Here is a 23,859-nt window from a genome sequence, read left to right as displayed (position 1 = left end):
AAACTTGTTCCTGAATAACGTTGAAAAATGAAGGATAATATAAGGTTTTAACTATGCTCTTTTTTAGAATGAATTTGCATAAGTTAGAATAATACAGTATATATAGTGAAAATCCATAGAAAAGGTGATCAGAGGAATGGCAGACGACAAAAACGTAAATCAAACCGAAGAAACGGCACGCAGATGGCTGAAAGAAAGAGGCGTCGAAGTACAGGATATCGCTGATTTAGTTTTCTTTTTGCAGGAAAAATATCATGAGAACTTGAAAATGGAAGACTGTTTAGCCAACGTGGAACGAGTTCTTTCAAAACGTGAGGTTCAAAATGCTATTTTAACAGGAATTCAGCTCGATATACTTGCCGAAAAAGGAATGCTCGAGGAGCCTCTTCAATCGATCATTGGTACAGATGAAAGCCTCTATGGTGTGGATGAAATTCTAGCCTTTTCGATTGTCAATGTTTACGGATCAATCGGTTTTACGAATTACGGTTATATCGACAAGTTAAAACCAGGAATATTAGCGCATTTAAATGATAAATCAACAGGAGAATGCCATACTTTTTTAGATGATATCGTTGGGGCAATTGCTGCGGCGGCATCCAGCAGACTTGCTCACCGGGCCGCACGTGAAGGGAAATAACGCGAAAAAAGGATGGGTTTCCCCATCCTTTTTTATATCTTCCATTGATCTAAGGAATCAATCGTATAAGTTGGCATTCGGTCATAGCCAGTTAACAGTTCTTTCGTCGTAACCCCCGTATGTACTAATAATGTATCCAACCCTGCGTTCATGCCTGCTAGGATATCGGTGTCATAATAATCGCCGACCATTAATGTCTCTTCCTTCGCAGTCCCTAAGACCTTTAAAGCCTGTTCCATTATAATGGATTCAGGCTTGCCAATAAAAATCGGCTTAGTTTGTGTGGAAACCGTAATCACGGATGTTAGTGAGCCATTCCCAGGAACCAGCCCTCGTTCAGTTGGAATGGCAATATCTCCATTTGTAGAAATGAACGTCGCGCCGTTACGAACGGCCAAACAGGCGATCGTCAATTTTTCATAACTAATTTCTCGATCGATTCCGACCACGACAAACTCGGCATCTTCTCCGCCATTTTTTAGGCCCTTTTCTGCTAGCGCCCTCCGAATCCCCTCTTCTCCAATCACATAAACAGTTGCATCATTATTCCGTTCATAAATGTAATTGGCCGTTGCTTGGCTCGTTGTAAAAACCTGCTTCTCTTGTGCGGGGATATCAAACTGTGTCAACTTTTCAGCCACCTGTGCCGGCGTCCTTGATGAATTATTGGTCACAAAAAGATAAGGGATTTGTAGTTCCCGGAGTTTTTTCACGAAGTCTGATGCGGCTTCAATCCGCTCTGAGCCTTTATACATTGTTCCATCTAAATCAATTAAATACCCTTTGTATTTTTTCATAAATAATCACTCCTAAAGGTTTAGTTCTTAAATAAAGTAAAAAGACCGCACAAACGGTCTTATTATCAATTTTTAAACGCCGAAACCGGACCTAATTCAGTTGCGAGATACTCACGGACGTTGGACGCAAAATTCACCAACTCATGGATATGCTTTGAAAACGTCTGCTGAAGATCGTGATGGTCAACATCTGTATAAAATTGGACTAGCTTTTTCCGATATTGAATCAGGATCTTTAGGCAATTGCCCGTTTCAGTTGAGATTACTTTTTCGTCCATTAAAATATCAATGATGTCTTCATAACTCCCTGGGTCACGCATAATAAACCCATCAATCATCGAATTTCCGACGTCGAGCACGGACTCAATCATGATATGGTTTACTCGCTCTAATGCTGCCTTTTCGAGCGGGGTGGACCACTCTTTTTGACTTAAAAAGAGTTGGATTTGCATTTCTAAATAATTCAGTATCTCTTCAATTTTCTCCCTATCAACAAAATACATATGATCACCTTTTCTTGATTTTTCTAGGTTGATTAAATCTTTACAAATGCAGATGGCCGCGCATAAAAGAATCCCTGTGCCAAGTCAACATTATTTCTCCTTAGTACAGATGCCTCTTCCTCGTTTTCAATGCCTTCTGCGACCACAAGGGAACCCGCTTCTCTTGCAATCAGCATTAACCCCTGTAACATAGATTCTTTGACCGAATTTTTATCAATATTTGAAATGACAGAACGGTCAATTTTAATAATATCTGGCATGATTTCGCTGATAATACTCAAACTGGAATACCCTGAACCTGTATCATCCATAGCAATTTTAAACCCCATTAAGCGAAGCATCTTGATATTATAGATAAAATTCTTTAAGCCCTCGATTGAATCATTTTCCGTTATCTCAATCGTTATTTGATTAGGAGAAATACTGGCATATTGCTGCATGAGTTTTTTTAAATCACGAGTAAACCGAATATTTCCAAGTGTTAACGGGGTACAATTAACAAAAATATTTTGCCGGCATCTTGTTGCTTTTATTTGTTTTAAAACTTTCTCAAGGACGAGCATTTCAAGTTCGTACAATAAACCTGTTTGCCTCGCAACCGAAAAAAGTGATAAAGGGCTCTCTAATATCGTTCCATCTGGCCCGCGCGTAAGCATTTCCAAAGCTCTAACTTCTTTTGTTGCTACATCAATAATGGGTTGTGCTAATAATTTTATATCCTTCTTTAAAACGATTTGTTTCATTGAGAAAACCATTTCATTCCATTCCGATTTTACTCTTTTTTCCGCCATCGTAATCGCCTGCCGGCGGGCACTTTCGACAGAATGGATGATGGAAAGATTCTTTTTTTCCACAAACATATATCCTGATTCAAACTCAGGCTGTAAGGTGGGGTAAAGGTGATAAAGGCTTTTTTCTACGTTGTATATTATTTTACCCATAATCGTATTTATTTCAGAGAGGGAATGGTGAAGATAATCCACTTTTATAAAAAGAGTCAGTCCCTCTTCGTAATAGTCATGAAGGGTGATGATATCTTGATTGGCGATTTGCTGTTCTATGGTTTTACGAAAGGTTTTTTTTATTTGCTTATGTATTTGTCCATACTGGTATGGACCGTATTGCTCCACTATTTCATTCATATCCTTTAAACTAAAAACCAATACCGCCACATCATATCCATTGTTAATTGCCGCTGTTACACCTTCTAACACAGGATTTCGCAATATGAATTGAGGAGGATAAAAACGGATGGACGAAAGAGGGAATAAAATCTTTACCCATTGCAGTATATTCTTAACCTTTTCCATGTAACAATGGATCATTCCATCCTTCCTCTCGGTGTCAACTTTCGGGAATTTAGATTAATTGTAGCATAATTTGACATTATACGCTTTTTTCCTTCCTAAAAACTTTTGAAAATTGTGTAGAATTCTGTACTCCCCTAGGTTCGCTTTATTTGTTACTATATAGAAGATGTGAAAATAACTATTTTAATTAAAGGAGACCATTAAATGCAAGAACGCTTTTTCTTATACGATGATACAGAAGATACAAAAACCAGATTTGTCAGCTTTGTTGGTGAAAATCAACGCTTTGATTTAGCGATTGTTAAAAGTGACCGCCATTACGGGAAACATCTTGTGCTTGATATGCAAGGCAACCGGTTCGCGATTATCGGTTTAGATGATCTACAGGAGGAAGGGTATATAGAGTACGCGTTTCAATTAAATGAGGAAGAAGCGGAGGAATTACGGTCCTTTTTAATGGAAATCGTGTAAAGGGTCATGAATTACCTTCCCTTTGAAAATAATAGTGCTAAAGGGGGCGTCAATCATGACAGAAAATAAAGAAGAAAAATATACGGAATTATCCAATGTTGAAAAACAAAGGAATTTTATAACAGCTGAAGATTTTCCCGAAGGTCCTTATGGTTCGCCAATCCGTCAAAACGAACCAGTTCAGAATAAAAGCACCCCGTGGGAAGAAGGGCAACGGTCATATAGTGCTTTTAATTATGAAAATAAAAGCCTGCATCAGAATCTTCCGCGGCAAATGGAAGGGGCCCATCCACCTCATGATGACCCTGCAGAGGACCAACAGCCGCCTTATACAGAATCAACATAAAAAAGGGCCAGCTCGCTGACCCTTTTTTATTTTTTTACTTTTTTCAAGACAAAATAAGCACAGCCAAAATTACAGTATTCATAAAGATATTCACTCAGCGTGCTAATTTTTGTATCGAAGGTAGCTTTTTGGTTTTGGTCGTCGAAAAATCCTTTTAAGCGGAGTTGACCATATCCCCAATCCCCTACTACAAAATCATATCTTGTCAAAATATCACTAAATCTTGCTTTAAGGGCTTCTTCATTAAATCCGTTTCGATGTTCTTGGACAATTTCATAAACGGTGTTGTTCATTATTATCATGATATTTCACCTCTTTTGCCAGCTAATTCCTAATACCCATTATAACCGATTCCCCATCAATTACTAAGAAAAAAAATCCTCCGAATGGCTATTCTAAGTAAAGGAGGTGTTTAAGTTGAAAAAATTAGTCATAATCTTGGGATTATGTACACTAACAGCTTTAACAGGATGCACTAAGGATATGGGCAACCGAGATGTCTATGAAGAAAGTGGTAATACCATTAATGTAAACAATAAAAGGCATGACCTTTACAATGAAGGAGCCAGCCGAGGTATCCGTAATGTTAGTAACAATTATGGCTTTGTCCGTCATCAAAAAAGTCCACTGATGAATGACAACACGGCTAATGACCATTATACTGCATTGGACCGTGAACAGGCTGCCAATATCATTAGTAAATTAAGTACAGATATTCCCAATGTCAACGATGTTGCTACACTCGTCACTGACCAAGAAGTATTAATTGCCTATAATACCGATTCAAAGGACCGCAATTTAACCGCTGATCAGGTGAAGAAAGCAGCGATGTCCGTCGTCCCAAGATATTACCATGTCTTCGTTACTGACAATAAAGTGTTAATGAGAGACGTAGAAAATCTGGCGAACCTTGATTCAACAAGCAGAAATGCCCGAAATTTGGTAAATGGGCTAATTAAGCAAATGAAAAAATCACCACAAGGACAGCGAATTAATGACAGTGAAGATGAAAATGGATTAACATCCGATGATAATATGGGCAGAAATAATCAATAAAAGAAGAGTTCAGTCACTTTGACTGAACTCTCGTTTTTATGCTTGTTGTGTTTCTTGTTCACCGAGCATTTGCTTGTGTTTTGCTGCTGCATTAACTTGCTCGTCAGCATGATAGGAAGATCGGACAAGCGGACCTGCTTCACAGTGACTAAAGCCTTTACTTAACGCAATTTGCTGGAATTCTTTGAATTCATCTGGACTATAATATTTTTCAACCTTGAGATGACCTTTTGTCGGCTGTAAATATTGACCAATTGTCATAATGTCGACTTGATTTGCTCTTAAATCATCCATAACTTCAAGAATTTCTTCCTTTGTTTCCCCTAGTCCCACCATTAAGCTCGACTTCGTTGGGATAGTGGGCTGCATTTCCTTTGCACGACGGAGGAACTCAAGAGAACGATCGTATTTTGCCCTGGCTCTTACTCTTGGTGTTAACCGTTTAACTGTCTCAATGTTATGATTTAAAATGTCTGGTTTTGCGTCCATTAACAAACGTAAGTTTTCCTCTTTCCCGCCCATATCAGATGGAAGAACTTCAATGCTTGTAAATGGATTTTTTCTACGAATAGCTCTTACTGTTTCAGCAAAAACAGCTGCTCCGCCGTCTCTTAGATCGTCACGGGCTACCGCGGTAACAACGACATGCTTTAAGTTCATCAATTGAACAGAGTCTGCCACTCTTTCTGGTTCCTGCCAATCCAACTCGGTTGGCAGACCTGTCTTAACCGCGCAGAAACGGCATGCACGGGTACATGTATCACCAAGGATCATGAAGGTAGCTGTCCGTCTTACTGCCCAGCATTCATGAATATTAGGACAGCGTGCTTCTTCACAAACCGTGTGGAGATTTTTTTCACGCATCATTTTCTTCAAGCCCGTATAGGACTCATTTGTGTTTAGTTTTATTTTCAACCAATCCGGTTTTCTTAAAATTTCTTCTTTCTTACTCATCTATAGTTACACCCCTTGAAGCTAGAAATGGATCTTCTTTGTCACTTTAACATAATGAAAAAATATCGACAAGCAAATCGGATTATTTATCTGGACGAACTGTCTCGCTCTGGTAAAAAAACTTGTTTACCATTTATTAACCATAATGAAATGGTTTAGAAAACATAAACTAACCTTGTACATTAATTGGAAGGAGGATTCTTGTGCGGGCTGTTCTATTATTGGGAACTTTTCTTTTATTCTTTACCACTTCATGGTCTGTTACGGATGTTCATGCAGCGCCTAGTGAACCAAATCCATACCAAGAGCGAATGAAGCTCTATAAGAAAGTTGAAACAGTTACACAAATTCCTTGGTACTATTTAGCGGCCATTGATCAATACGAAAGAAGCATCCGCCAGGTCCGCAGAGACTTACCTAAACCAGATAGCGTCATTGGCATCTATTACCGTTCAGAAGAATGGGCTGGTTTAACAAATCCAAATCCTATGGAGGATAACCCAGCTGTCATCCAGTTTTTTGATGGAAAGGGTATAGATGGAGACGGGGACGGGAAAGCAAGTCTTAAAAATGATGAGGATGTCCTCTATGCGTTTGCTAATTATCTCCTATCATACGGTGTCGATCATGATAATATAAAAATCGGCTTATGGAATTACTATCATCGCGATAAGACGGTTGGTATCATTGCTGGAAAAGCAAAAATATATAGGCATTTTGGGCGGATAGATTTAGATACACAGGTATTTCCTGTCCCAATTCGCAGCAATCACAGTTACCGGAGTACCTGGGGGTCAGCACGCGGCTGGGGCGGCCGGAGGATTCACGAAGGTACCGATATTTTTGCTGGTTACGGTGTTCCGGTTCGAGCGACAAATTATGGAATTATTGAAATGAAAGGCTGGAACAAGTTTGGTGGCTGGAGAATTGGAATTCGTGATATTAATAATACGTATCATTACTTCGCCCACTTAAGCGGTTTTGCTAAGGATTTAAAAATCGGTCAAGTGGTTGAGCCGGGCATGTTAATTGGCGGTGTAGGAAGTTCCGGTTACGGCCCTCCGGGAACCTCAGGAAAATTCCCTCCCCATTTACATTACGGGATGTACAAAGACAACGGGGTCACCGAATGGTCTTTTGATCCTTACCCGCATTTAGCGAAATGGAAGCGGATGGAACGGATGAATGCACGTAAAAAATAGGACTTTCCATTGTGGATAGTCCTATTTTTTCGTATCGGATTTTTTGGTGGCTTCCTTTTGTTTATCCGGAAGTTGGATAGATGGCGTAATACCTTCGCCGCCGCCATTATAAAATTGCGGAACATCGCCTTGGATTAACGAACCGTCGACCGGAATGCTTTGAGTCAGCTTCGTTATCTTAGTAGCAAATGGAGTTATGATTTGGACAGATACTTCAATATGAATAGAAACATCGACCCAGGTATTATTAATCCCTACTTCTTTTGTCTCTATTTTTACATCTGGCTCCACTTCACCAATAGCATGAAACTTGACAGGAATTTTTGGCCCTAAATTTCCTAATAATGAAATATTGGTTGCTTGCCCTAGCGGTACGTACCAAATAATTCCGTCTTCCTTTTCAGAATTTTGCGTTTCAATTTCTACATCGGTTAATTGCTCAAGCGAAGAAAGATCACCTTTTTTGGCAGCTTTCAGGTTCTTTTGAATTTGTGCGGTTGTTTCCGCTAATACCCGATTTATATAAACAGTATTGAGCTTCACGTTTGATGCCTTTCCATTTTCACTCGGCAAAATCACAATGACATTATTGTTTTCCCCCGTATCTGTCGTCCGTTTCGTGATCGCTTTATTGATAACTAACGAAGCAATATTTCGGGTTTCAGAGGTTGCAATTCTCATTAAAGTTGGTTCAATCCCCTTATTGACAAGCCATAGACCTGTCGCAGTAGAAAAGAGGAAAAAGACAAACGTCAATAGCATAACATAACGGAAAGGCAACGGTCCTCTCTTCGGAAGCCGTCTGCGAAACTTCGCCAAAACAATCACCCCTTCAAGCTATATGTATGCTTTAAAAAGGGGAACTAGCCTAAATATTAGCCAAAAATAATCTTATCTAGACTCAACGCTATTGCTAAGAAGTTTCTTCCATAAAAAAAAGCTTGCTTTTTAATAGCAAGCCTTTTTAGATCATTTTCATTAACGCGTCCTTGCCAATCATTCCAGGAAGAATACCTAACTCCTCCGCTTCAAGGGTAACCGACTCTAACGGGGCATTCAGAAGCTGTTCTATTGTCCTTACCCCAACAGCCCGGCCGGCAATGATTTTGCGGTCCCTTAGTTTTTCGTTTAATAACCCAACATCTAAGGCACCGCACATGATATATCCTTTATCATTAGAGACTGATAACAAGGTTGTTTTAGGAAGCAACACTGAAACAGCAATAAACGTATGTCCATTTATAGTAACGGGTGAAAGATCAACCAAAGATTCCCCACACTCCTTTCCTCTCTAACACATTATGATTAGAACAGAAAAAAAGTGTTTATGAACCTATGACTGCATTTGTAATTTCCACTTTAATATATCTCTAAGGAATTCCGGTAAGAAATACTTCTTTTCCTTATGAGGAAGAACATCCTTGAAAAAGTGGCCAAACGTAAACATATCTGGAAGGGCTAATGTGTATTTTCGTTGATGGTCTAACTCCTTCCCATCCACGAGAATGATTTCACCATTAACGCTAATTTGGTCATAGACAAATATTCCTAAAAGCGTTCCTCTGAAACCCAGACCTTTAATATGTTTATAAACTAACTCTTCCTTTTTTGTTTCCCACAATACCTTTTCTAATTCATCTCCAGTTAGTTCAACTACACATGGATTAATGGGATGCGGGCAGATTCTAAGTAAATCGTAAACTGTTACGTCACCATTTAAAGGCCCTAAGAGGAGGCCAGCGTTAATCATTGCGCAATCCGTGTTACACCATTCCCTTAATGCCTGGCAAAGCATTTTGGAAAACTCTGTTACCTGAAACAGGTCAGTAGTTAACGGTCTTGGTAAGGTGGTTACTTTTTGATTTAATAAGGATTTTCCTTTTGTAAAAAAAGCATCGATTTGTTCCTGCTCATTTTTTACAGATGGAAGTTCACTATGTTTATATAAGGCGGCATCTTTCGTGATGATCATTTTTTGTTCGTTTATACAGAGCGTGACGTGCCCCACAAAATGTCCATACTTTCCGGCAGCCCCAAGTAGTGTTTCCCCCACCAATTCTCCTTCTTCAAGGAAATGATGGGTGTGTGAGCCAAGGATGACATCAATGTCAGGAAATTCTTCTGCGATCGATTCATCCTCATGGAGACCAAGATGGGAAAGTAAAATGATGAAGTCAGATTCCCTCTTCATTTGTTTTATCCATTTTTTCAATTCTGTGATTGGTTCTGTTACCTTCCAGCCCAGTAATCCGTAAAGATGTGGAAAGGGCGCGGTTAAACCAATGACTCCCACCCTTGTTCCCTTTTTCGTATGATAAACCTTATATGGCTTTACCCAATTAGGATAGCGCCCATCTTGGTAATAAAGGTTTGCTAATAGAACATCAAACTGAGCATGATCATAGAGTTGATTTAAGTCATCAAAGGGGAGATTAACCCCTTCATTGTTGCCGATTGTTACAGCGGTATATTGGCATTCATTTAAAAGGTCTATATTTCCCTTCCCATGGTCGGCCTCAGTAAAAGGATGCCAGCGATCAATAAAATCACCAATATCAAAAAGAAACACATCATCATTCGTTTGCAGATGAGTTTCTTGTTTTTCAGCTAAGAATTGCTTAATTCGCGGCCAATTTTCTAAGTGACTGTGGACATCATTTGTATGATAAATATGTATCGTTTCCATATATTCCTACCCAAAAATTCCTTGATAAATTAATCGAATACCAACGATGATAAGAATCGTTCGTAAAAGTAAGACAATCGTTTTGCTCTTAAGTTTTGTGTTTAAATAAACACCTATTTTAGCGCCAATCCAAGCACCGGGAACCAATGCTAGAGCATACATCCAATTAACATTTCCTAAGGAAATATGCGTAATTGAACTCAATAATGAAGTTGGTAAAATCATAAACATTGATGTCGCTACCGCGACATGCGGCGGAAAGAAGAACACCAATATCATCGTCGGAACCATTAAGGAACCACCGCCCACACCGAAAATCCCCGATAAAAAACCAACAATAAAGGCAATCAGGATGCCAAGGAGCGGGTTATAACCGTATTCAAAAGTTTTTCCGGCCTTATCCGTAAACGTACGGATGATCCCCCGATCCTTCCGATAAGGCAATGGCTTTAATTTGTCCTTTAGTACTAAAATAATCGAGATAAAAATAATAAATAGCCCGAAAAAGATATTGAAGGTCTTCAAGTGTAAGCCTTCCGTTACCCAAGCGCCCAGGATACTCCCCGGACCGCTTCCGATAAGAAAAATTAAGCCGCTTTTATAATCAACGGTTTTGTGTTTCAGATAAGCCAAGGTCGACGACAGGCCGGTAAAAATCATCGTAAATAAGGATGTCCCCACCGCGACCTGAGGTGTTATATGACCAAAGGATGGGAGGGTGGATAAATAAAGTAACGAGGGCACAATGACAACCCCTCCTCCTAATCCAATGAGAGAGCCTAATGAGCTTGCTAATAGGCCGATAAAAACGATTAAGATCCATTCCATGTATTCCTTCTCCTAACTTTTTATAGTAGATCTAACTGGCGTGGAGCAAGCCCCTTGTATTCGATATGCAAAAGGTTAATCATTTCCTTCGCATTATCTGCCGCATCTCCGCCAGAATTGTTGTTAAAAAGGAGATAAACATCTCTTGAGTCCTTGGCTAATGCTTGAATAGAAACAGCCCATTCTTCCAGTTCCTGTTGATTATAGCGGTAAAGATAACGAACCTCGCGCCAATCCACTCCCGTCCTTTTTTGCCAGCCATAGACATTTCGGCCATGAAAACGGACGAGGACTTTCTCTTGGGAGGTCGACTGCAATACCGTTGGAATCGAACCTTCTCCAGATTGAGGTTCATCACAGATACTATGGATCCATTTTTCTTCCGTCATAAACTCGATTGTTTTTTGACGATACTGGGGTGCAAACCAGGATTGATGTCTGAACTCTAAAGCACATGGGAGATCCCCCATTTCATGCTTACACCATCTTAAGTATTGGACATTCTCTCTAGTACACATAAACCAAGGTGGAAATTGAAAGAGGGTCATCGCTAACTTATTTGTTTCTATGTATGGCTCGAGCGATTCTTTGAAAACTTTAAACATCGCTTGTTTATTATCAAACGGAATTTCACCACGCAAATGTCCGGTCATTCCTTGATAGGCTTTGACGATAAATTGGAAGCTGGCTGGTGTTTCATTGACCCACTTTTCAGCATTTCTTTTTGGCTGAATCGCATAAAAGGCCGAATCTACTTCTACGATCGGAAAATGGCCTGCATACGCCTTCAGTTTATCCCGCGAGGTAATGGGTCCGGGATATAAGCTGTCATGGTCCCCCCAGCCTGTTACGCCGATATAGATCAAAAAAACTCACCCCCAACTATTAATAATAGCATAACCATTTTTGCGTGGTGGTAATTTTTTGAATGGAGGAATAGTCATTTAGTTACTGGCAAATAGGGCCTGTCGCCAGTAATGGAGCGCCATCCGACAGTTTAGTGCCGCTATTCGCCAGTAAAGCAGCTCCATCCGCCAGTATAGCGGCGCCAACTGCCAGTAAAGCGGCGCCAACTGCCAGTATGAAGCTCTATCCGCCAGTAATGGAGCGCCATCGAGAGTAAATTGACCTTATCCAAGAGTAAATCAACCTTATCCAAGAGTAAATCAACCTTATCCGAGAGTAACCAGCTTATTGGATGACGAAAACCCGCCTGCCATATACGGCAAGCGGGTAATTTTTTCAAAAATATTAACCGATGGAGCCTTCCATCTCGAACTTGATAAGACGGTTCATTTCAACGGCGTATTCCATTGGTAGTTCTTTTGTAAATGGCTCGATAAAGCCCATAACGATCATTTCAGTTGCTTCCTGTTCTGAAATACCACGGCTCATCAAGTAGAAGAGCTGCTCTTCAGAAACCTTCGAAACCTTCGCTTCATGCTCAAGCGAGATATTATCGTTCAAGATTTCATTGTAAGGAATAGTATCAGATGTTGACTGATTATCCATAATCAGCGTATCGCACTCGATATTTGAACGTGCGCCATCTGCTTTACGGCCAAATTGGACAATTCCCCGGTAAGTAACTTTCCCACCATGCTTAGAAATCGATTTAGAAACGATTGTAGATGAAGTATTTGGTGCCAAATGAATCATTTTCGCCCCAGCATCCTGGTGTTGACCCTTACCTGCAATGGCAATCGATAAAGTCATCCCACGAGCGCCTTCACCTTTTAAAATAACGGCTGGATACTTCATTGTTAATTTTGAACCGATGTTTCCATCAATCCATTCCATTGTCGCGTTTGCTTCACAAACGGCACGTTTTGTTACTAGGTTAAAGACGTTATTTGCCCAGTTTTGGATTGTAGTATAACGGCAGTAAGCATCTTTTTTAATAACAATCTCAACGACTGCACTGTGTAAAGAGTTTGTTGTATAGACTGGTGCTGTACAACCCTCAACGTAATGCACATGCGCACCTTCATCAACAACGATTAATGTCCGTTCAAATTGTCCCATGTTCTCTGAGTTAATACGGAAGTACGCCTGTAATGGAGTATCAACCTTCACACCTGGTGGAACATAGATGAACGAGCCGCCAGACCATACTGCAGAGTTAAGCGCAGCAAACTTGTTGTCCGTTGGCGGAATTGTTTTTCCAAAGTGCTCGCGGAAAATATCTTCATTTTCTCTTAAAGCGGAATCCGTATCTTTAAAGACAATCCCTAAGTCCTCAAGCTCTTCCTTCATGTTGTGGTAAACTACTTCAGATTCGTACTGAGCAGATACACCTGCAAGGTACTTTTGCTCAGCTTCTGGAATCCCTAGCTTATCAAAAGTAGCCTTGATTTCCTCAGGTACTTCATCCCATGATTTCTCAGATTTCTCAGATGGTTTTACATAATAAGTAATTTCATCAAAATTTAAAGAAGCCATATCACCGCCCCATTGCGGCATAGGCATTTTGTAAAATTGCTCAAGTGACTTTAAGCGGAAGTCTAACATCCATTGTGGTTCGTTCTTTAACTTTGAAATTTCTTTAACAATTTCAGGTGTCAAACCACGCTCAGAGCGGAATATGGAAACGTCTTTATCGGCAAAACCATATTTATAATCACCGATTTCCGGCATTTTTTTCGCCATCGTCGTGTTCCTCCATTTCTTAAACGAATAAGGCCTAAAAATGCCCTATTTCATCCTATTCTTTTTCCTCTTCTTTCAATCCTTTTTCCATTGCCTTCCACGCTAAAGTTGCACATTTAATGCGGGCTGGGAATTTAGCAACACCTTGAAGTGCTTCAATATCACCTAAATCAAGATCGTCATCATACTCTTTGCCTTGCATCATGTCGGAAAAAATCGTTGATAACTTTAAAGCTTCTTCAATTGTTTTCCCTTTAATAGCTTGGGTCATCATTGAAGCTGATGACATGGAAATAGAACAGCCTTCGCCTTCTTGCTTTGCGTCAACTACGATCCCATCAACCACCTTTAGGGTCAATTGAATCCTGTCTCCGCAGGTTGGGTTATTCATATTAATCGTCAGACTGCCATCATCTAAAACTCCACGATTCCGAGGGTTTTTATAATGGTCCATAATCACCCGACGGTAAAGATTATCTAAATTATTAGAAGACATCGCTGAAATACTCCTTTGTTTTTACAAGTCCTTCAACAAGTTTATCTATATCATCTTCTGTATTATACAGGTAAAAACTGGCACGAGCCGTTGCTGAAGCTTTAAGCCATCTCATGAGCGGCTGGGCGCAATGATGTCCGGCACGAACAGCAATACCTTCCGCATCAAGAACCGTTGCCACATCATGTGGATGAACGTCACTTATATTAAAGGTTACTAGTCCGGCACGCTTTGCTGCATCGAGTGGACCGTAAATAGTCATACCTTCTATAGTCGACATTTTTTCTAAAGCATAAGCTGCAAGCCTGTGTTCATGCTCTGCTATATGATCCAAACCAATCTCAGTTAAAAAGTCGATAGCAGCGCCTAGACCAATTGCTCCAGCAATGATCGGTGTACCGCCTTCGAACTTCCACGGCAACTCTTTCCAGGTAGATTCTTGTAATTGAACAAAATCAATCATCTCACCGCCGAATTCAATTGGCTCCATGTTTTCGAGAAGATGTTTTTTTCCATAAAGAACGCCAATGCCGGTAGGACCGCACATTTTATGTCCTGAAAAAGCAAGAAAGTCACAATCTAAATCTTGAACATCGATTTTCATATGCGGAGCACTCTGCGCTCCGTCGACTACCATAATTGCCCCATTTTCATGGGCAATTTGAGCAATCTCTTTCACCGGATTAATGACGCCAAGTACGTTTGATACTTGCATGACAGAAACAACTTTTGTGTTTGCTGTAATGGTAGCACGTGCATCATCAAGTGTAATCGTTCCATCTTCTTGAAGTGGAATGTATTTCAACTGGGCACCTGTCCGTCTTGCCACCTGCTGCCACGGAATGATATTACTATGGTGCTCCATATAGGTAATAACGATCTCATCGCCTTCTTTTAAATTTGCTGCCGCATAGCTTGCAGCAACTGTATTTATAGACGTCGTCGTTCCTCTAGTGAAGATTACTTCCTGAATGGACTTGGCATTGATGAACTTACGAACCTTTTCCCTTGAACCTTCGTAAGCATCAGTTGCTCTTGTTCCTAGTGTATGCACACCACGATGGACATTGGAATTAATTTCACGATAATATTTATCAATTGCTTCGATTACTTGCAGCGGCTTCTGCGAAGTTGCAGAGCTATCCAAGTATACTAAAGGCTTACCATTAACTTCTTGATCTAAGATTGGAAATTGTGCACGAATATCCCTGATATTCATTAGCGTACTTTCCTTTCAATTACCTCAGTTAACTGTTTCTTTACACCTTCAATTGGAAGCTGGTTTACAACCGGTGCAAGGAAACCATGAATAACTAAGCGCTCAGCTTCTTCTTTCCGAATACCACGGCTCATTAAGTAGTACAACTGAATCGGGTCAACACGTCCGACAGAAGCTGCGTGGCCTGCCGTTACGTCATCTTCATCAATGAGAAGAATTGGATTCGCATCACCGCGTGCTTTTTCACTAAGCATAAGAACACGTGATTCTTGTTCCGCATTTGCTTTTGATGCCCCGTGTTCAATTTTACCAATACCATTAAAAATAGAGGTTGCACTGTCCTTCATTACACCATGCTTTAAGATATAGCCTTCACTATTTCTTCCAAAGTGAACAACCTTAGTGGTAAAGTTTTGCGTTTGCTCGCCACGTCCGACCACAACCGTTTTTGTATCACCGTAAGAGCCGTCGCCAATTAAATTGGTTGTGTTTTCAGAGATTGTATTGCCTTCATTCATTAAGCCTAAAGCCCATTCAATTCGTGCATCTCTACCCACAACACCGCGGCGGTTAACATAGGTTGTGATTCCTTTTGCAAGGGTATCAACAGCCCCGTATTTAACCTTAGCGTTTGCATTAACAATTACTTCCGTTAAGATATTTGCGACAGTAGATGAAACTTCCATCGTTGAGATGTAATTTTCAACATAGGTCACTTGACTATTATCTTCTGCAACAACAATGACGTGATTAAACAGGTTGGCCTTCTCATCATCATGCACATAGATGGAGTGAATTGGTTCAGAGATTTCTACATTTTTCGGAATGTATAAGAAAACCCCACCATTTACAAGTGCCGCATTAAGAGCTGTTAAACGATGTTCATCCACATTAATGGCTTGCGTCATATAATACTTTTTCAATAAGTCACCATGTTCTTTAGCTGCAGTAAAAATATCTGTAAAAATAACACCCTTGCTTTTTATCTCTTCAGATAAAGATAAAAAAGCTGGAGTTTGATTTCGTTGTATATATAAATTCTTATTGTCTGCATCCAAGTCAACTAATGATTTCACTTCTTCTGGTAATTCAGAAAGTGAAGAATAAGGAGCACTTTTTACAGTATGTTGTGTGAATTGGGTGAAGTTCCATTTATCAATCTTAGTTTTATCAGGTCTAGGCATTGGAAGTTGCTCGAAATCAGTTAATGCCTTAAGACGGAGCTCTTCGAACCAAGCAGGTTCGCTCGTTTCTTTTGAAAAGGAACGAACATTTTCCTGATCAAATGATAATTTGATTTCTGTTGTCATTGTAATCCTCCTAACCCTCTCTTACGCTTCTTGCCCAACTGTTTCATCTTCAATTCCAAGTTCTTGTTTGATCCAGTCATATCCTTCAGCTTCTAAGCGTTGTGCTAGTTCGGCTCCGCCGGATTTAACAACACGGCCTTGCATCATTACATGCACATGGTCTGGAGTGATATAGTTTAAAAGACGTTGATAGTGTGTAATAACTAAGCAGCCGAAATCTTCGCCGCGCATTTGATTGATTCCTTTTGATACTACCTTAAGGGCATCGATATCTAGTCCAGAGTCAATTTCATCTAAGATGGCAATTTTAGGTTCTAACATCATTAATTGCAGGATTTCGTTACGTTTCTTCTCACCGCCGGAGAAGCCTTCATTTAAATAGCGTTGTGCCATATCAAGGTCCATTTCAAGGAATTCCATTTGCTTATCCATTTTACGAATGAATTTCATTAATGAAATTTCATTTCCTTCACCAAGACGGCTATTGAGTGCTGAACGTAAAAAATCGGCATTCGTTACGCCGTTAATTTCACTTGGATATTGCATAGCTAGGAATAGTCCAGCACGTGCACGCTCATCTACTTCCATTTCAAGAACATTTTGTCCATCTAAAGTGATAGATCCGCTTGTTACTTCGTATTTTGGATGACCCATAATGGCAGATGATAAAGTGGATTTACCAGTACCATTTGGACCCATGATTGCGTGAATTTCTCCACCCTTTATTTCAAGGTTTACACCTTTTAAAATTTCTTTTCCATCAATTGCTACATGTAAATCTTTGATCGTTAACGTTGATCCAGCCATATCTATACCTCCAAAGAGAAAGTGTTGTATCATGTAATCGGATTATTTCAATAACCCTATTCTCATTTTATTCTCATTCCAATCTTATAACAAATGAAATGTATTAGCAACTCTTAAACAGTAAAAACAGAGTATCTATTTTCATTAAGCTAGTATCAAATGAGAATGAAAAGCAAACTTTAATGAAAATTCTGATTAATCTCATTTAAGAAAATACACTCGATTAAAATCATACCTTATTTTTTCCCCATTTGCCAAGTGAATTCAGTTTTATGTTCTTTCTATTTTTCCCAACGTACCTTTATAAATGTATAGCGCATTTTGATAGGAACAGAAGGCATAATCGAACAGCTGCATAGAAAAAGCCAGTGTATTTACACTGACTTTCTTCCTATTTATAACTTACTCAGAAACCGGAACAACGGCACCTTTGTATTGTGTTAGAATGAAATCTTGAATTTCTTTGGAATGAAGCACTTCTACAAGTGTTTTGATTGATTCTTTGTTTTCGTCTCCGCTGCGGACAGCAATTACGTTTACGTATGGTGATTCCTTGTCTTCGATTGCAATAGAATCTTTAACAGGATTTAAGCCAGCATCAATCGCATAGTTGGAATTGATAAGAACTGCGTCGCCTTCGCCATTGTTATAGATTTTTGGAAGTAAAGCTGCTTCATAATTGGTATCAAACTTTAGGTTCTTAGGATTTTCAACAACATCTTTTAATTCAGCTTTTGTTTTATCAATGCCTTCTTTTAATTTGATAACTCCTTCTTTTTCAAGTAGAGAAAGCAGACGGCCATGATCAGCTACAGAATTACTCATGATCAAGTGTGCACCTTTTGGAAGATCACTTAGCTTTTTATATTTTTTAGAATAAACACCAATTGGCTCGATATGGATTCCGCCAGCGTTCACAAAGTTATAACCATTCTCTTTGTTTTGAGAATTTAAGTAGGGAATATGTTGGAAATAGTTTGCATCAAGTTCTTTTGACGCTAATGCTTTATTAGGTAATACATAATCTTGGAATGTTTTAATTTCTAAGTCAATGCCTTTTTCTTTTAATAGTGGTTTTGCTTTTTCAAGGATTTCAGCATGAGGAACGTTAGATGCTCCGACAACTAATTTTGTTGTTTCTGCTTCTTTTCCAGTAGTACCTTCTGATTTTTCCTCTGACTTACCACAAGCTGCGACAACAAATACAATCGATAATGCCAATAGTAAACTTAATAATTTTTTCATGTTGACCTCTCCTTTATCTTTTATCTAATTTTGAAGTGATAAAATCACCGATAAACTGAATGATAAAAACAATAATTAAAATAATGATCGTTGCGACTAATGTGACATCGTTTTGGCTTCGTTGAAATCCTTGAAGGTAGGCAAGGTTTCCTAAACCTCCTGCTCCTATTACGCCTGCCATTGCCGTGTAACCAACAAGTGCAATCGCTGTGACCGTGATTCCCGAAACTAGCGCTGGCATCGATTCAGGTAAGAGCACCTTCCAGATGATCGTACCAGTTGTTGCCCCCATTGATTTTGCCGCTTCGATGACCCCTTTATCAATTTCCCTGAGGCCGATTTCCACCATCCGCGCATAAAACGGTGCAGCACCAATAATCAAAGCGGGCAATGCGGCGTTTTCACCAATCATCGTTTGAAAAATTAACATTGTAAATGGGATTAATAAGACAATTAAGATAATGAATGGGATGGAGCGAAAAATATTTACAATACCACTTATGAAGACATTGATCGGTTTATTGCCCCACAGGCTTCCTTTTGAAGTAAGGAATAACAGCAATCCCAGCAGGATGCCTAGTACAAAAGTAGCCACAACCGATATCCCTGTCATATAAAGAGTTTGTTTCGTTGCTTCCCACATCGCCAGCCAATCAAAATCTTGAAAATAAGGTTTACTATTCACTTGTAACCACCTCCACTCCTACTTGCTGTGAACGAATATAGTCGACTGCTTGATTGACTTCTGCTTCGTCCCCATCAATATGAATGAATAGAGTCCCATAGGATCCACTTTGGGTTTGTGAAATCTTCCCTTGCAAAATATTAACAGTAACATTATTATGGCGAATTAAATTGGTGATTAACGGCTGTTCAACAGATTCCCCAATAAAGGTTAATTGAACAATTTGACCGGAACGATAACGCTCAATTAAGTGTTCGGCTGTTTCTTTTGTTTCCTCTGGTTCGGTAACCTGCTGGACAAAGCGCTTCGTAATCGACTGCTGTGGATTTCTGAATACATCTAATACTTGTCCGAGTTCGACGACCCTTCCACTTTCCATGACTGCAACCCGGTGACAAATCTTGCGGATTACATGCATTTCATGGGTAATGAGAACAATTGTCAGACCGAGTCTTTTATTAATATCAACTAACAATTCCAAAATAGAATCGGTAGTTTGTGGGTCTAGTGCTGAAGTTGCTTCATCACAAAGAAGTACTTTCGGATTATTCGCAAGCGCTCTGGCAATCCCCACACGCTGTTTTTGTCCTCCACTTAACTGGGACGGATAGGCATTTTCTCTACCTTCAAGACCAACCAATTTTATCAATTCAGAAACTTTCTTTTGACGCTCAGGACCTTTGATGCCTGCTATTTCTAACGGAAACGCAATATTTTCACTAACTGTTCTTGACCACAGTAAGTTAAAATGCTGAAAAATCATGCTAATCTCTTGGCGTGCTTTTCGGAGTTCTGCACCCTTGATTTTTGAGACCACCCTGCCAGCCACCGTTACAGTTCCGCTAGTTGGCAATTCCAACCCATTTAACATTCTGATTAAGGTACTTTTACCAGCACCGCTGTATCCAATTACTCCGAAAATTTCACCTTCTTGAATTTCTAGGTTTACATTATCTACAGCTGTTAGCTGCCCTTGTTTACCTGGAAAGATCTTCTGAACATTCTTTATAGAAATCATTGAATCACCTACTTCTTATCCAATTTACTTAACATTCTGAAAGCTTTTTCTTGTAATATTCCTTATAAAGTATAGGGTTTGACTTCTTGAACGAAAAGATTCTATTTTAACAAAATAAAAGCCTCTCTGCACAGGCAGAAAGGCATCATAAATAATAATCCTTTCTCCCATCTCCCAAAGCAAGCGCTTTGTGTGAATTGGCACCATTTCAATAATAAATATTGACGGTTGCCGGGCTTCATCGGGCACATCCCTCCACCTCTCTTGATAAGAGCATCAAGTCCTATATTCAATTAAAACGTTAATTTGATTAAGTAATTATATTACGAAAGCTATCGTATCACGGATAAAATGGGGTGTCAATGAAAAAACTTCATATTCGGATAAATTAGTTTGAGTTACGATTAGGCATTCACGTTTAATGAGGCTAAACCAGTTGCCGATACAATCGCTGATTCAAGGTCCTCAATGAGATCTTCTACATTCTCAATACCAATTGACAGGCGAATTAAATCCTCTGAAACACCTGCTGCTTTTAGACCTTCTGCATCTAATTGCTGATGAGTGGTGCTGGCTGGATGAATAATTAAACTTTTCGCATCGCCAACATTGGCGACATGCGCCCAAAGTGTAATCGCATCAATTAATTTAGCCCCTGCTTCTTTACCACCTTTTATTCCGAAAACCACCATTGAACCCGCACCTTTTGGCAAATACTTTTTGGCAAGTTCATAATCAGGATGTGACGGATGACCTGGGTAAGATACCCATTCCACCGCAGGATGGCTTGCTAAATAAGCCACTACTTCTTTTGTATTAGCCACATGCTCTTTCATGCGGACATGAAGGGTTTCAAGACCCAGGATAAACTGGAAGGAATTTTGCGGACTTAATGCTGGCCCTAAGTCACGCAGCAATTGGACACGAGCTTTAATAATATAAGCGACAGCGCCAAGTGCTTCCGCATAAACCAGATCATGATAACTTGCATCTGGAGTAGTAAAGCCAGGAAATCGCGGTGAATTCCAGTCGAACTTACCACCATCGATAATGATTCCTCCTGTGGTCGTTCCATTTCCTAAAAGCCACTTTGTTGCAGAATGAATGACAATATCCGCTCCATGTTCAATCGGACGGCATAGGTATGGAGTGGCAAAGGTATTATCAATGAGGAGCGGAACACCTGCCTCATGGGCAATTTCTGCAACTTTTTCAATATCGAGTACGCGTAAGCTTGGATTGCCAATCGTTTCAGCAAAAACAGCCTTGGTTTTATCAGTGATAGCTTTGCGGAAGTTTTCCGGATTTTCCGCGTCAACAAACTTCACTTTAATACCATATTTCGGCAGGGTCACTGCAAATAAATTATAGGTGCCGCCATAGAGATTGGCCGCAGAAACGATCTCATCGCCAGCCTCAGCAATATTTAAAATAGCAAGAGTTATGGCTGCCATTCCGCTAGCAACCGCTAGAGCACCCACACCGCCTTCCAATAATGCAACTCTTTCTTCAAAAACGGTAGTCGTTGGATTGTGAATACGTGTGTATATGTATCCCGTTTCAGCTAAGCTAAAGAGATTGGCGGCATGCTCGGTATTCTTAAATTGATAGGCATTGTTTTGATAAATCGGAACAGCCCGAGCCCCTGTTACCGGATCTGGAGTTAATCCACCATGAACACTTAATGTTTCAAAACGATACTTCTTTGGATTTTCACTCATACTTCTGCTTCCTCCTTCATAAGCAATTCACTATACAAAAAACCCCCGCTTCAGCGAAGAGGGGGTCTCACTCTCCTCATCTTCCAAAGCTTAATTGCTCTGCTGGATTTAGCACCGTGTTATTGTGTTTAACCGGTTGCCGGGCTTCATAGGGCCAGTCCCTCCGCCACTCTCGATAAGAATGTATAGATTAAATTGGTTAAATATTCTAATTTCATGTTAGCCGAAAATTAATTCCGAGTCAACAGGTTTGATTAAAAATTTGTAATCTTCGGTAAATTAACTTGTGGTTTTGTCAAATAGAAGATAGATTCTAACAATAACGTCGTGCGTAATGGAGCAGAAATCCTAAGTTGGCCGTTGCGTTCTAGTGCTCGTAACCTTTCTTTACCCTCTAACAGCTGCTTCATGGCATTAAAGTCACCACGGATTTCAGGTATTGTTTGAGTCTCTTCGTTATCATGAAGGATGAACATTTCTCCATCCTTCATGATGATTTTATTGTTTTGTTGTTCACAGATTAAATTCACTCTTATATGGATATGTTCAAGTAACGGCAAAACATGTCCTTGTTTTTTAATTGCCAATTGAAGCGTTTTCAACATCTCTATCATTAACACCACTCCGGTCTACTCTCTTTCCTTAACTATACAAGAATCTAGGTAGAAATCCTCTTTAAAGCGGTCGACAATTCTCTACTTTGGTAAGGGTGTTAGGTAAGATTTCCTGAGAAATATGTCGGATTGAGAAATTTTTTTGAAAAGTGTTGGAAATTAGTCAAACATGGTCGCTGATTGGAGGTTAATATTTTGTAAAATGTATGTAGATTCTAGATGAAAAGGAAGTGAGTTATGAGTTTTAAGAGCCGAAGTGAACCCGCTGAAGTAACGATCTTGAGATCCCTAAACAATCGGATGATATTAGCAGAGAAGGATAAAAAGCGTTATTATACTCTTGAAAAGGGCTATGAGGGGGAGCTAATGTTTGACGCTTTAACAGAGAAACTTCAAAGTCATAGTCTAATTTTGAACGACTTACGGCTGGAGTCAAACAAAAGCAAATTCCAACTTGATTCTTCGATTGTTTTCCAAGCAAAGATAAACCTGTTTGAAGTCAAAAATTACGAGGGGGACTATTATTATGAAAATGGAAAGTTTTACACTCTTTTTAAAAAGGAAATTCAGAATCCGCTGCACCAATTAGAAAGAGAAGAAACCTTGCTTCGGGAAGTGCTCCACAATATTGGGATTAAGATCCCTATAGAGTCGTACGTTGTCTTTATTAATCCTGCGTTTTTCCTGTATCAAGCCCCTCTAAACAAACCCATTATTTATTCCAATCAACTCCCTTTATTTATGAAAAATTTGAACATGCAGCCCTCAAACCTAAATACGTGGCATATGAAGTTGGCCGAAAAATTGGTTTCCTTGCATCAAACAGAATTACCTTATGATAGGCTTCCTCCATATGAATATGGCCGGCTTAGAAAGGGGACTACTTGCAAAAGATGTAATTCATTCTCGGTGTCTGTTAAAGGTTATAAGATTGTTTGTGGTACGTGTGGATGTGAGGAGGAGGTTGCATCAGCAGTAATACGTGGTGTGGAGGAAATCAATTTGCTTTTCCCTAATATAAAAATTACAACAAATCTAGTTCATGAATGGTGCAAGATTTTCGAGTCAAAAAAAGCAATTAGAAGAGTATTAAAACAAAATTACTGTTTTGTTGGGAGGAAAGAATTTGGTTTCACTCATTTAAACGATTGAATAAGCAAAATTATCGTTAACAGCTTGATTTTATTTTAAAATTTTCATTTTTGGTTTTTCACAGTTCCCAGGCTATGCTTTTTTTCTCCTCTATGGGCACTCTGGGCTTCCCACAGGGACCGTGACGTGCCTTTTTTCACTTTGACGGGC

General features: G+C 39.6%; 26 protein-coding genes and 2 riboswitches. Of the genes, 6 read left to right on the top strand and 20 right to left on the bottom strand.

What is annotated here, in order from left to right; translation table 11 throughout:
* Positions 1-136: 136 nt before the first annotated feature.
* Entirely contained in the window at positions 137-640 is a 504-nt protein-coding gene (locus V7137_RS11605; protein WP_335698233.1) for a phosphatidylglycerophosphatase A family protein, read from the top strand.
* 32 nt (positions 641-672) lie between these two features.
* Here the strand turns inward: V7137_RS11605 and V7137_RS11600 are convergent, their stop codons facing one another.
* From V7137_RS11600 to V7137_RS11590, 3 genes are all read right to left on the bottom strand, one after another.
* Positions 673-1,437, bottom strand: coding sequence for a TIGR01457 family HAD-type hydrolase (locus V7137_RS11600; protein ID WP_335698232.1), 765 nt, complete (start codon positions 1,435-1,437; stop codon positions 673-675).
* 65 nt (positions 1,438-1,502) lie between these two features.
* The gene (locus V7137_RS11595; protein ID WP_335698231.1) at positions 1,503-1,940 is read right to left on the bottom strand and encodes a DUF86 domain-containing protein; all 438 of its coding nucleotides are present in this window, start codon (positions 1,938-1,940) and stop codon (positions 1,503-1,505) included.
* A gap of 32 nt (positions 1,941-1,972) precedes the next feature.
* Entirely contained in the window at positions 1,973-3,265 is a 1,293-nt protein-coding gene (locus tag V7137_RS11590) for an EAL domain-containing protein (protein ID WP_335698230.1), read from the bottom strand.
* A 189-nt stretch (positions 3,266-3,454) separates the two neighbouring features.
* Between V7137_RS11590 and V7137_RS11585 the strand changes: the two genes are divergently transcribed.
* Both V7137_RS11585 and V7137_RS11580 read left to right on the top strand, forming a co-directional pair.
* Positions 3,455-3,721: a DUF3055 domain-containing protein gene (locus tag V7137_RS11585; protein ID WP_218348792.1), complete on the top strand. Its 267-nt coding sequence runs from the start codon at positions 3,455-3,457 to the stop codon at positions 3,719-3,721.
* A 55-nt stretch (positions 3,722-3,776) separates the two neighbouring features.
* Positions 3,777-4,067: a cytosolic protein gene (locus tag V7137_RS11580; RefSeq protein WP_335698229.1), complete on the top strand. Its 291-nt coding sequence runs from the start codon at positions 3,777-3,779 to the stop codon at positions 4,065-4,067.
* A gap of 26 nt (positions 4,068-4,093) precedes the next feature.
* Here the strand turns inward: V7137_RS11580 and V7137_RS11575 are convergent, their stop codons facing one another.
* Complete coding sequence (locus tag V7137_RS11575) at positions 4,094-4,369, bottom strand: YutD family protein (protein WP_335698228.1); 276 nt, start codon at positions 4,367-4,369, stop codon at positions 4,094-4,096.
* Positions 4,370-4,475: 106 nt separating this feature from the next.
* Between V7137_RS11575 and V7137_RS11570 the strand changes: the two genes are divergently transcribed.
* On the top strand, positions 4,476-5,123 hold the full coding sequence (locus tag V7137_RS11570; RefSeq protein ID WP_335698227.1) for a YhcN/YlaJ family sporulation lipoprotein: 648 nt from the start codon (positions 4,476-4,478) through the stop codon (positions 5,121-5,123).
* A 36-nt stretch (positions 5,124-5,159) separates the two neighbouring features.
* Here V7137_RS11570 and lipA read toward each other — a convergent pair whose 3' ends face one another.
* The gene (lipA, locus tag V7137_RS11565; protein ID WP_335698226.1) at positions 5,160-6,077 is read right to left on the bottom strand and encodes a lipoyl synthase; all 918 of its coding nucleotides are present in this window, start codon (positions 6,075-6,077) and stop codon (positions 5,160-5,162) included.
* Between the two features lie 203 nt (positions 6,078-6,280).
* Here lipA and V7137_RS11560 point away from each other — a divergent pair, with 203 nt between their 5' ends.
* Positions 6,281-7,279 (top strand): M23 family metallopeptidase, encoded by a 999-nt coding sequence (locus tag V7137_RS11560; RefSeq protein WP_335698225.1) that lies wholly within the window; start codon positions 6,281-6,283, stop codon positions 7,277-7,279.
* 21 nt (positions 7,280-7,300) lie between these two features.
* Here V7137_RS11560 and yunB read toward each other — a convergent pair whose 3' ends face one another.
* From yunB to V7137_RS11485, 15 genes are all read right to left on the bottom strand, one after another.
* On the bottom strand, positions 7,301-8,098 hold the full coding sequence (yunB, locus tag V7137_RS11555; protein WP_335698224.1) for a sporulation protein YunB: 798 nt from the start codon (positions 8,096-8,098) through the stop codon (positions 7,301-7,303).
* A 145-nt stretch (positions 8,099-8,243) separates the two neighbouring features.
* Entirely contained in the window at positions 8,244-8,546 is a 303-nt protein-coding gene (locus V7137_RS11550; protein WP_335698223.1) for a YunC family protein, read from the bottom strand.
* 66 nt (positions 8,547-8,612) lie between these two features.
* Positions 8,613-9,965: a bifunctional metallophosphatase/5'-nucleotidase gene (locus V7137_RS11545; protein WP_335698222.1), complete on the bottom strand. Its 1,353-nt coding sequence runs from the start codon at positions 9,963-9,965 to the stop codon at positions 8,613-8,615.
* A gap of 6 nt (positions 9,966-9,971) precedes the next feature.
* A complete protein-coding gene (locus tag V7137_RS11540; RefSeq protein WP_335698221.1) occupies positions 9,972-10,793 on the bottom strand; it encodes a sulfite exporter TauE/SafE family protein in 822 nt (273 codons plus the stop codon).
* 20 nt (positions 10,794-10,813) lie between these two features.
* A complete protein-coding gene (locus V7137_RS11535; RefSeq protein ID WP_335698220.1) occupies positions 10,814-11,659 on the bottom strand; it encodes a DUF72 domain-containing protein in 846 nt (281 codons plus the stop codon).
* Positions 11,660-12,044: 385 nt separating this feature from the next.
* Positions 12,045-13,442, bottom strand: a complete 1,398-nt coding sequence (gene sufB / locus V7137_RS11530; RefSeq protein WP_335698219.1) for a Fe-S cluster assembly protein SufB — start codon at positions 13,440-13,442, stop codon at positions 12,045-12,047.
* A gap of 55 nt (positions 13,443-13,497) precedes the next feature.
* Positions 13,498-13,938: a Fe-S cluster assembly sulfur transfer protein SufU gene (sufU, locus tag V7137_RS11525; protein ID WP_335698218.1), complete on the bottom strand. Its 441-nt coding sequence runs from the start codon at positions 13,936-13,938 to the stop codon at positions 13,498-13,500.
* The gene (locus tag V7137_RS11520) at positions 13,928-15,157 is read right to left on the bottom strand and encodes a cysteine desulfurase (protein WP_335698217.1); all 1,230 of its coding nucleotides are present in this window, start codon (positions 15,155-15,157) and stop codon (positions 13,928-13,930) included. Before V7137_RS11520 ends, sufU begins: the two co-directional genes overlap by 11 nt.
* The gene (sufD, locus tag V7137_RS11515) at positions 15,157-16,467 is read right to left on the bottom strand and encodes a Fe-S cluster assembly protein SufD (protein ID WP_335698216.1); all 1,311 of its coding nucleotides are present in this window, start codon (positions 16,465-16,467) and stop codon (positions 15,157-15,159) included. The genes V7137_RS11520 and sufD overlap by 1 nt, the downstream gene beginning before the upstream one ends.
* A 21-nt stretch (positions 16,468-16,488) precedes the next feature.
* Positions 16,489-17,274 (bottom strand): Fe-S cluster assembly ATPase SufC, encoded by a 786-nt coding sequence (gene sufC / locus V7137_RS11510; RefSeq protein ID WP_335698215.1) that lies wholly within the window; start codon positions 17,272-17,274, stop codon positions 16,489-16,491.
* A gap of 402 nt (positions 17,275-17,676) precedes the next feature.
* A complete protein-coding gene (metQ, locus tag V7137_RS11505; protein ID WP_335698214.1) occupies positions 17,677-18,519 on the bottom strand; it encodes a methionine ABC transporter substrate-binding lipoprotein MetQ in 843 nt (280 codons plus the stop codon).
* Positions 18,520-18,532: 13 nt separating this feature from the next.
* Entirely contained in the window at positions 18,533-19,162 is a 630-nt protein-coding gene (locus V7137_RS11500; protein WP_335698259.1) for a methionine ABC transporter permease, read from the bottom strand.
* Between the two features lie 34 nt (positions 19,163-19,196).
* Entirely contained in the window at positions 19,197-20,222 is a 1,026-nt protein-coding gene (locus V7137_RS11495; RefSeq protein WP_335698213.1) for a methionine ABC transporter ATP-binding protein, read from the bottom strand.
* Positions 20,223-20,386: 164 nt separating this feature from the next.
* Positions 20,387-20,496: riboswitch (SAM riboswitch) on the bottom strand.
* 130 nt (positions 20,497-20,626) lie between these two features.
* Entirely contained in the window at positions 20,627-21,943 is a 1,317-nt protein-coding gene (locus V7137_RS11490) for an O-acetylhomoserine aminocarboxypropyltransferase/cysteine synthase family protein (protein ID WP_335698212.1), read from the bottom strand.
* A 73-nt stretch (positions 21,944-22,016) separates the two neighbouring features.
* A riboswitch (SAM riboswitch) is annotated at positions 22,017-22,125 on the bottom strand.
* Between the two features lie 72 nt (positions 22,126-22,197).
* Complete coding sequence (locus V7137_RS11485) at positions 22,198-22,557, bottom strand: hypothetical protein (protein WP_335698211.1); 360 nt, start codon at positions 22,555-22,557, stop codon at positions 22,198-22,200.
* Positions 22,558-22,794: 237 nt separating this feature from the next.
* Between V7137_RS11485 and V7137_RS11480 the strand changes: the two genes are divergently transcribed.
* Positions 22,795-23,709, top strand: coding sequence for an NERD domain-containing protein (locus V7137_RS11480; RefSeq protein WP_335698210.1), 915 nt, complete (start codon positions 22,795-22,797; stop codon positions 23,707-23,709).
* Positions 23,710-23,859 lie beyond the last annotated feature (150 nt).

The organism is Neobacillus drentensis, from assembly GCF_036962765.1.
GTDB lineage: Bacteria > Bacillota > Bacilli > Bacillales > Cytobacillaceae > Neobacillus > Neobacillus drentensis_C.
The sequence above is the reverse complement of the archived record's forward strand: the minus strand, read 5'-3'. Positions and strand labels throughout refer to the sequence as shown.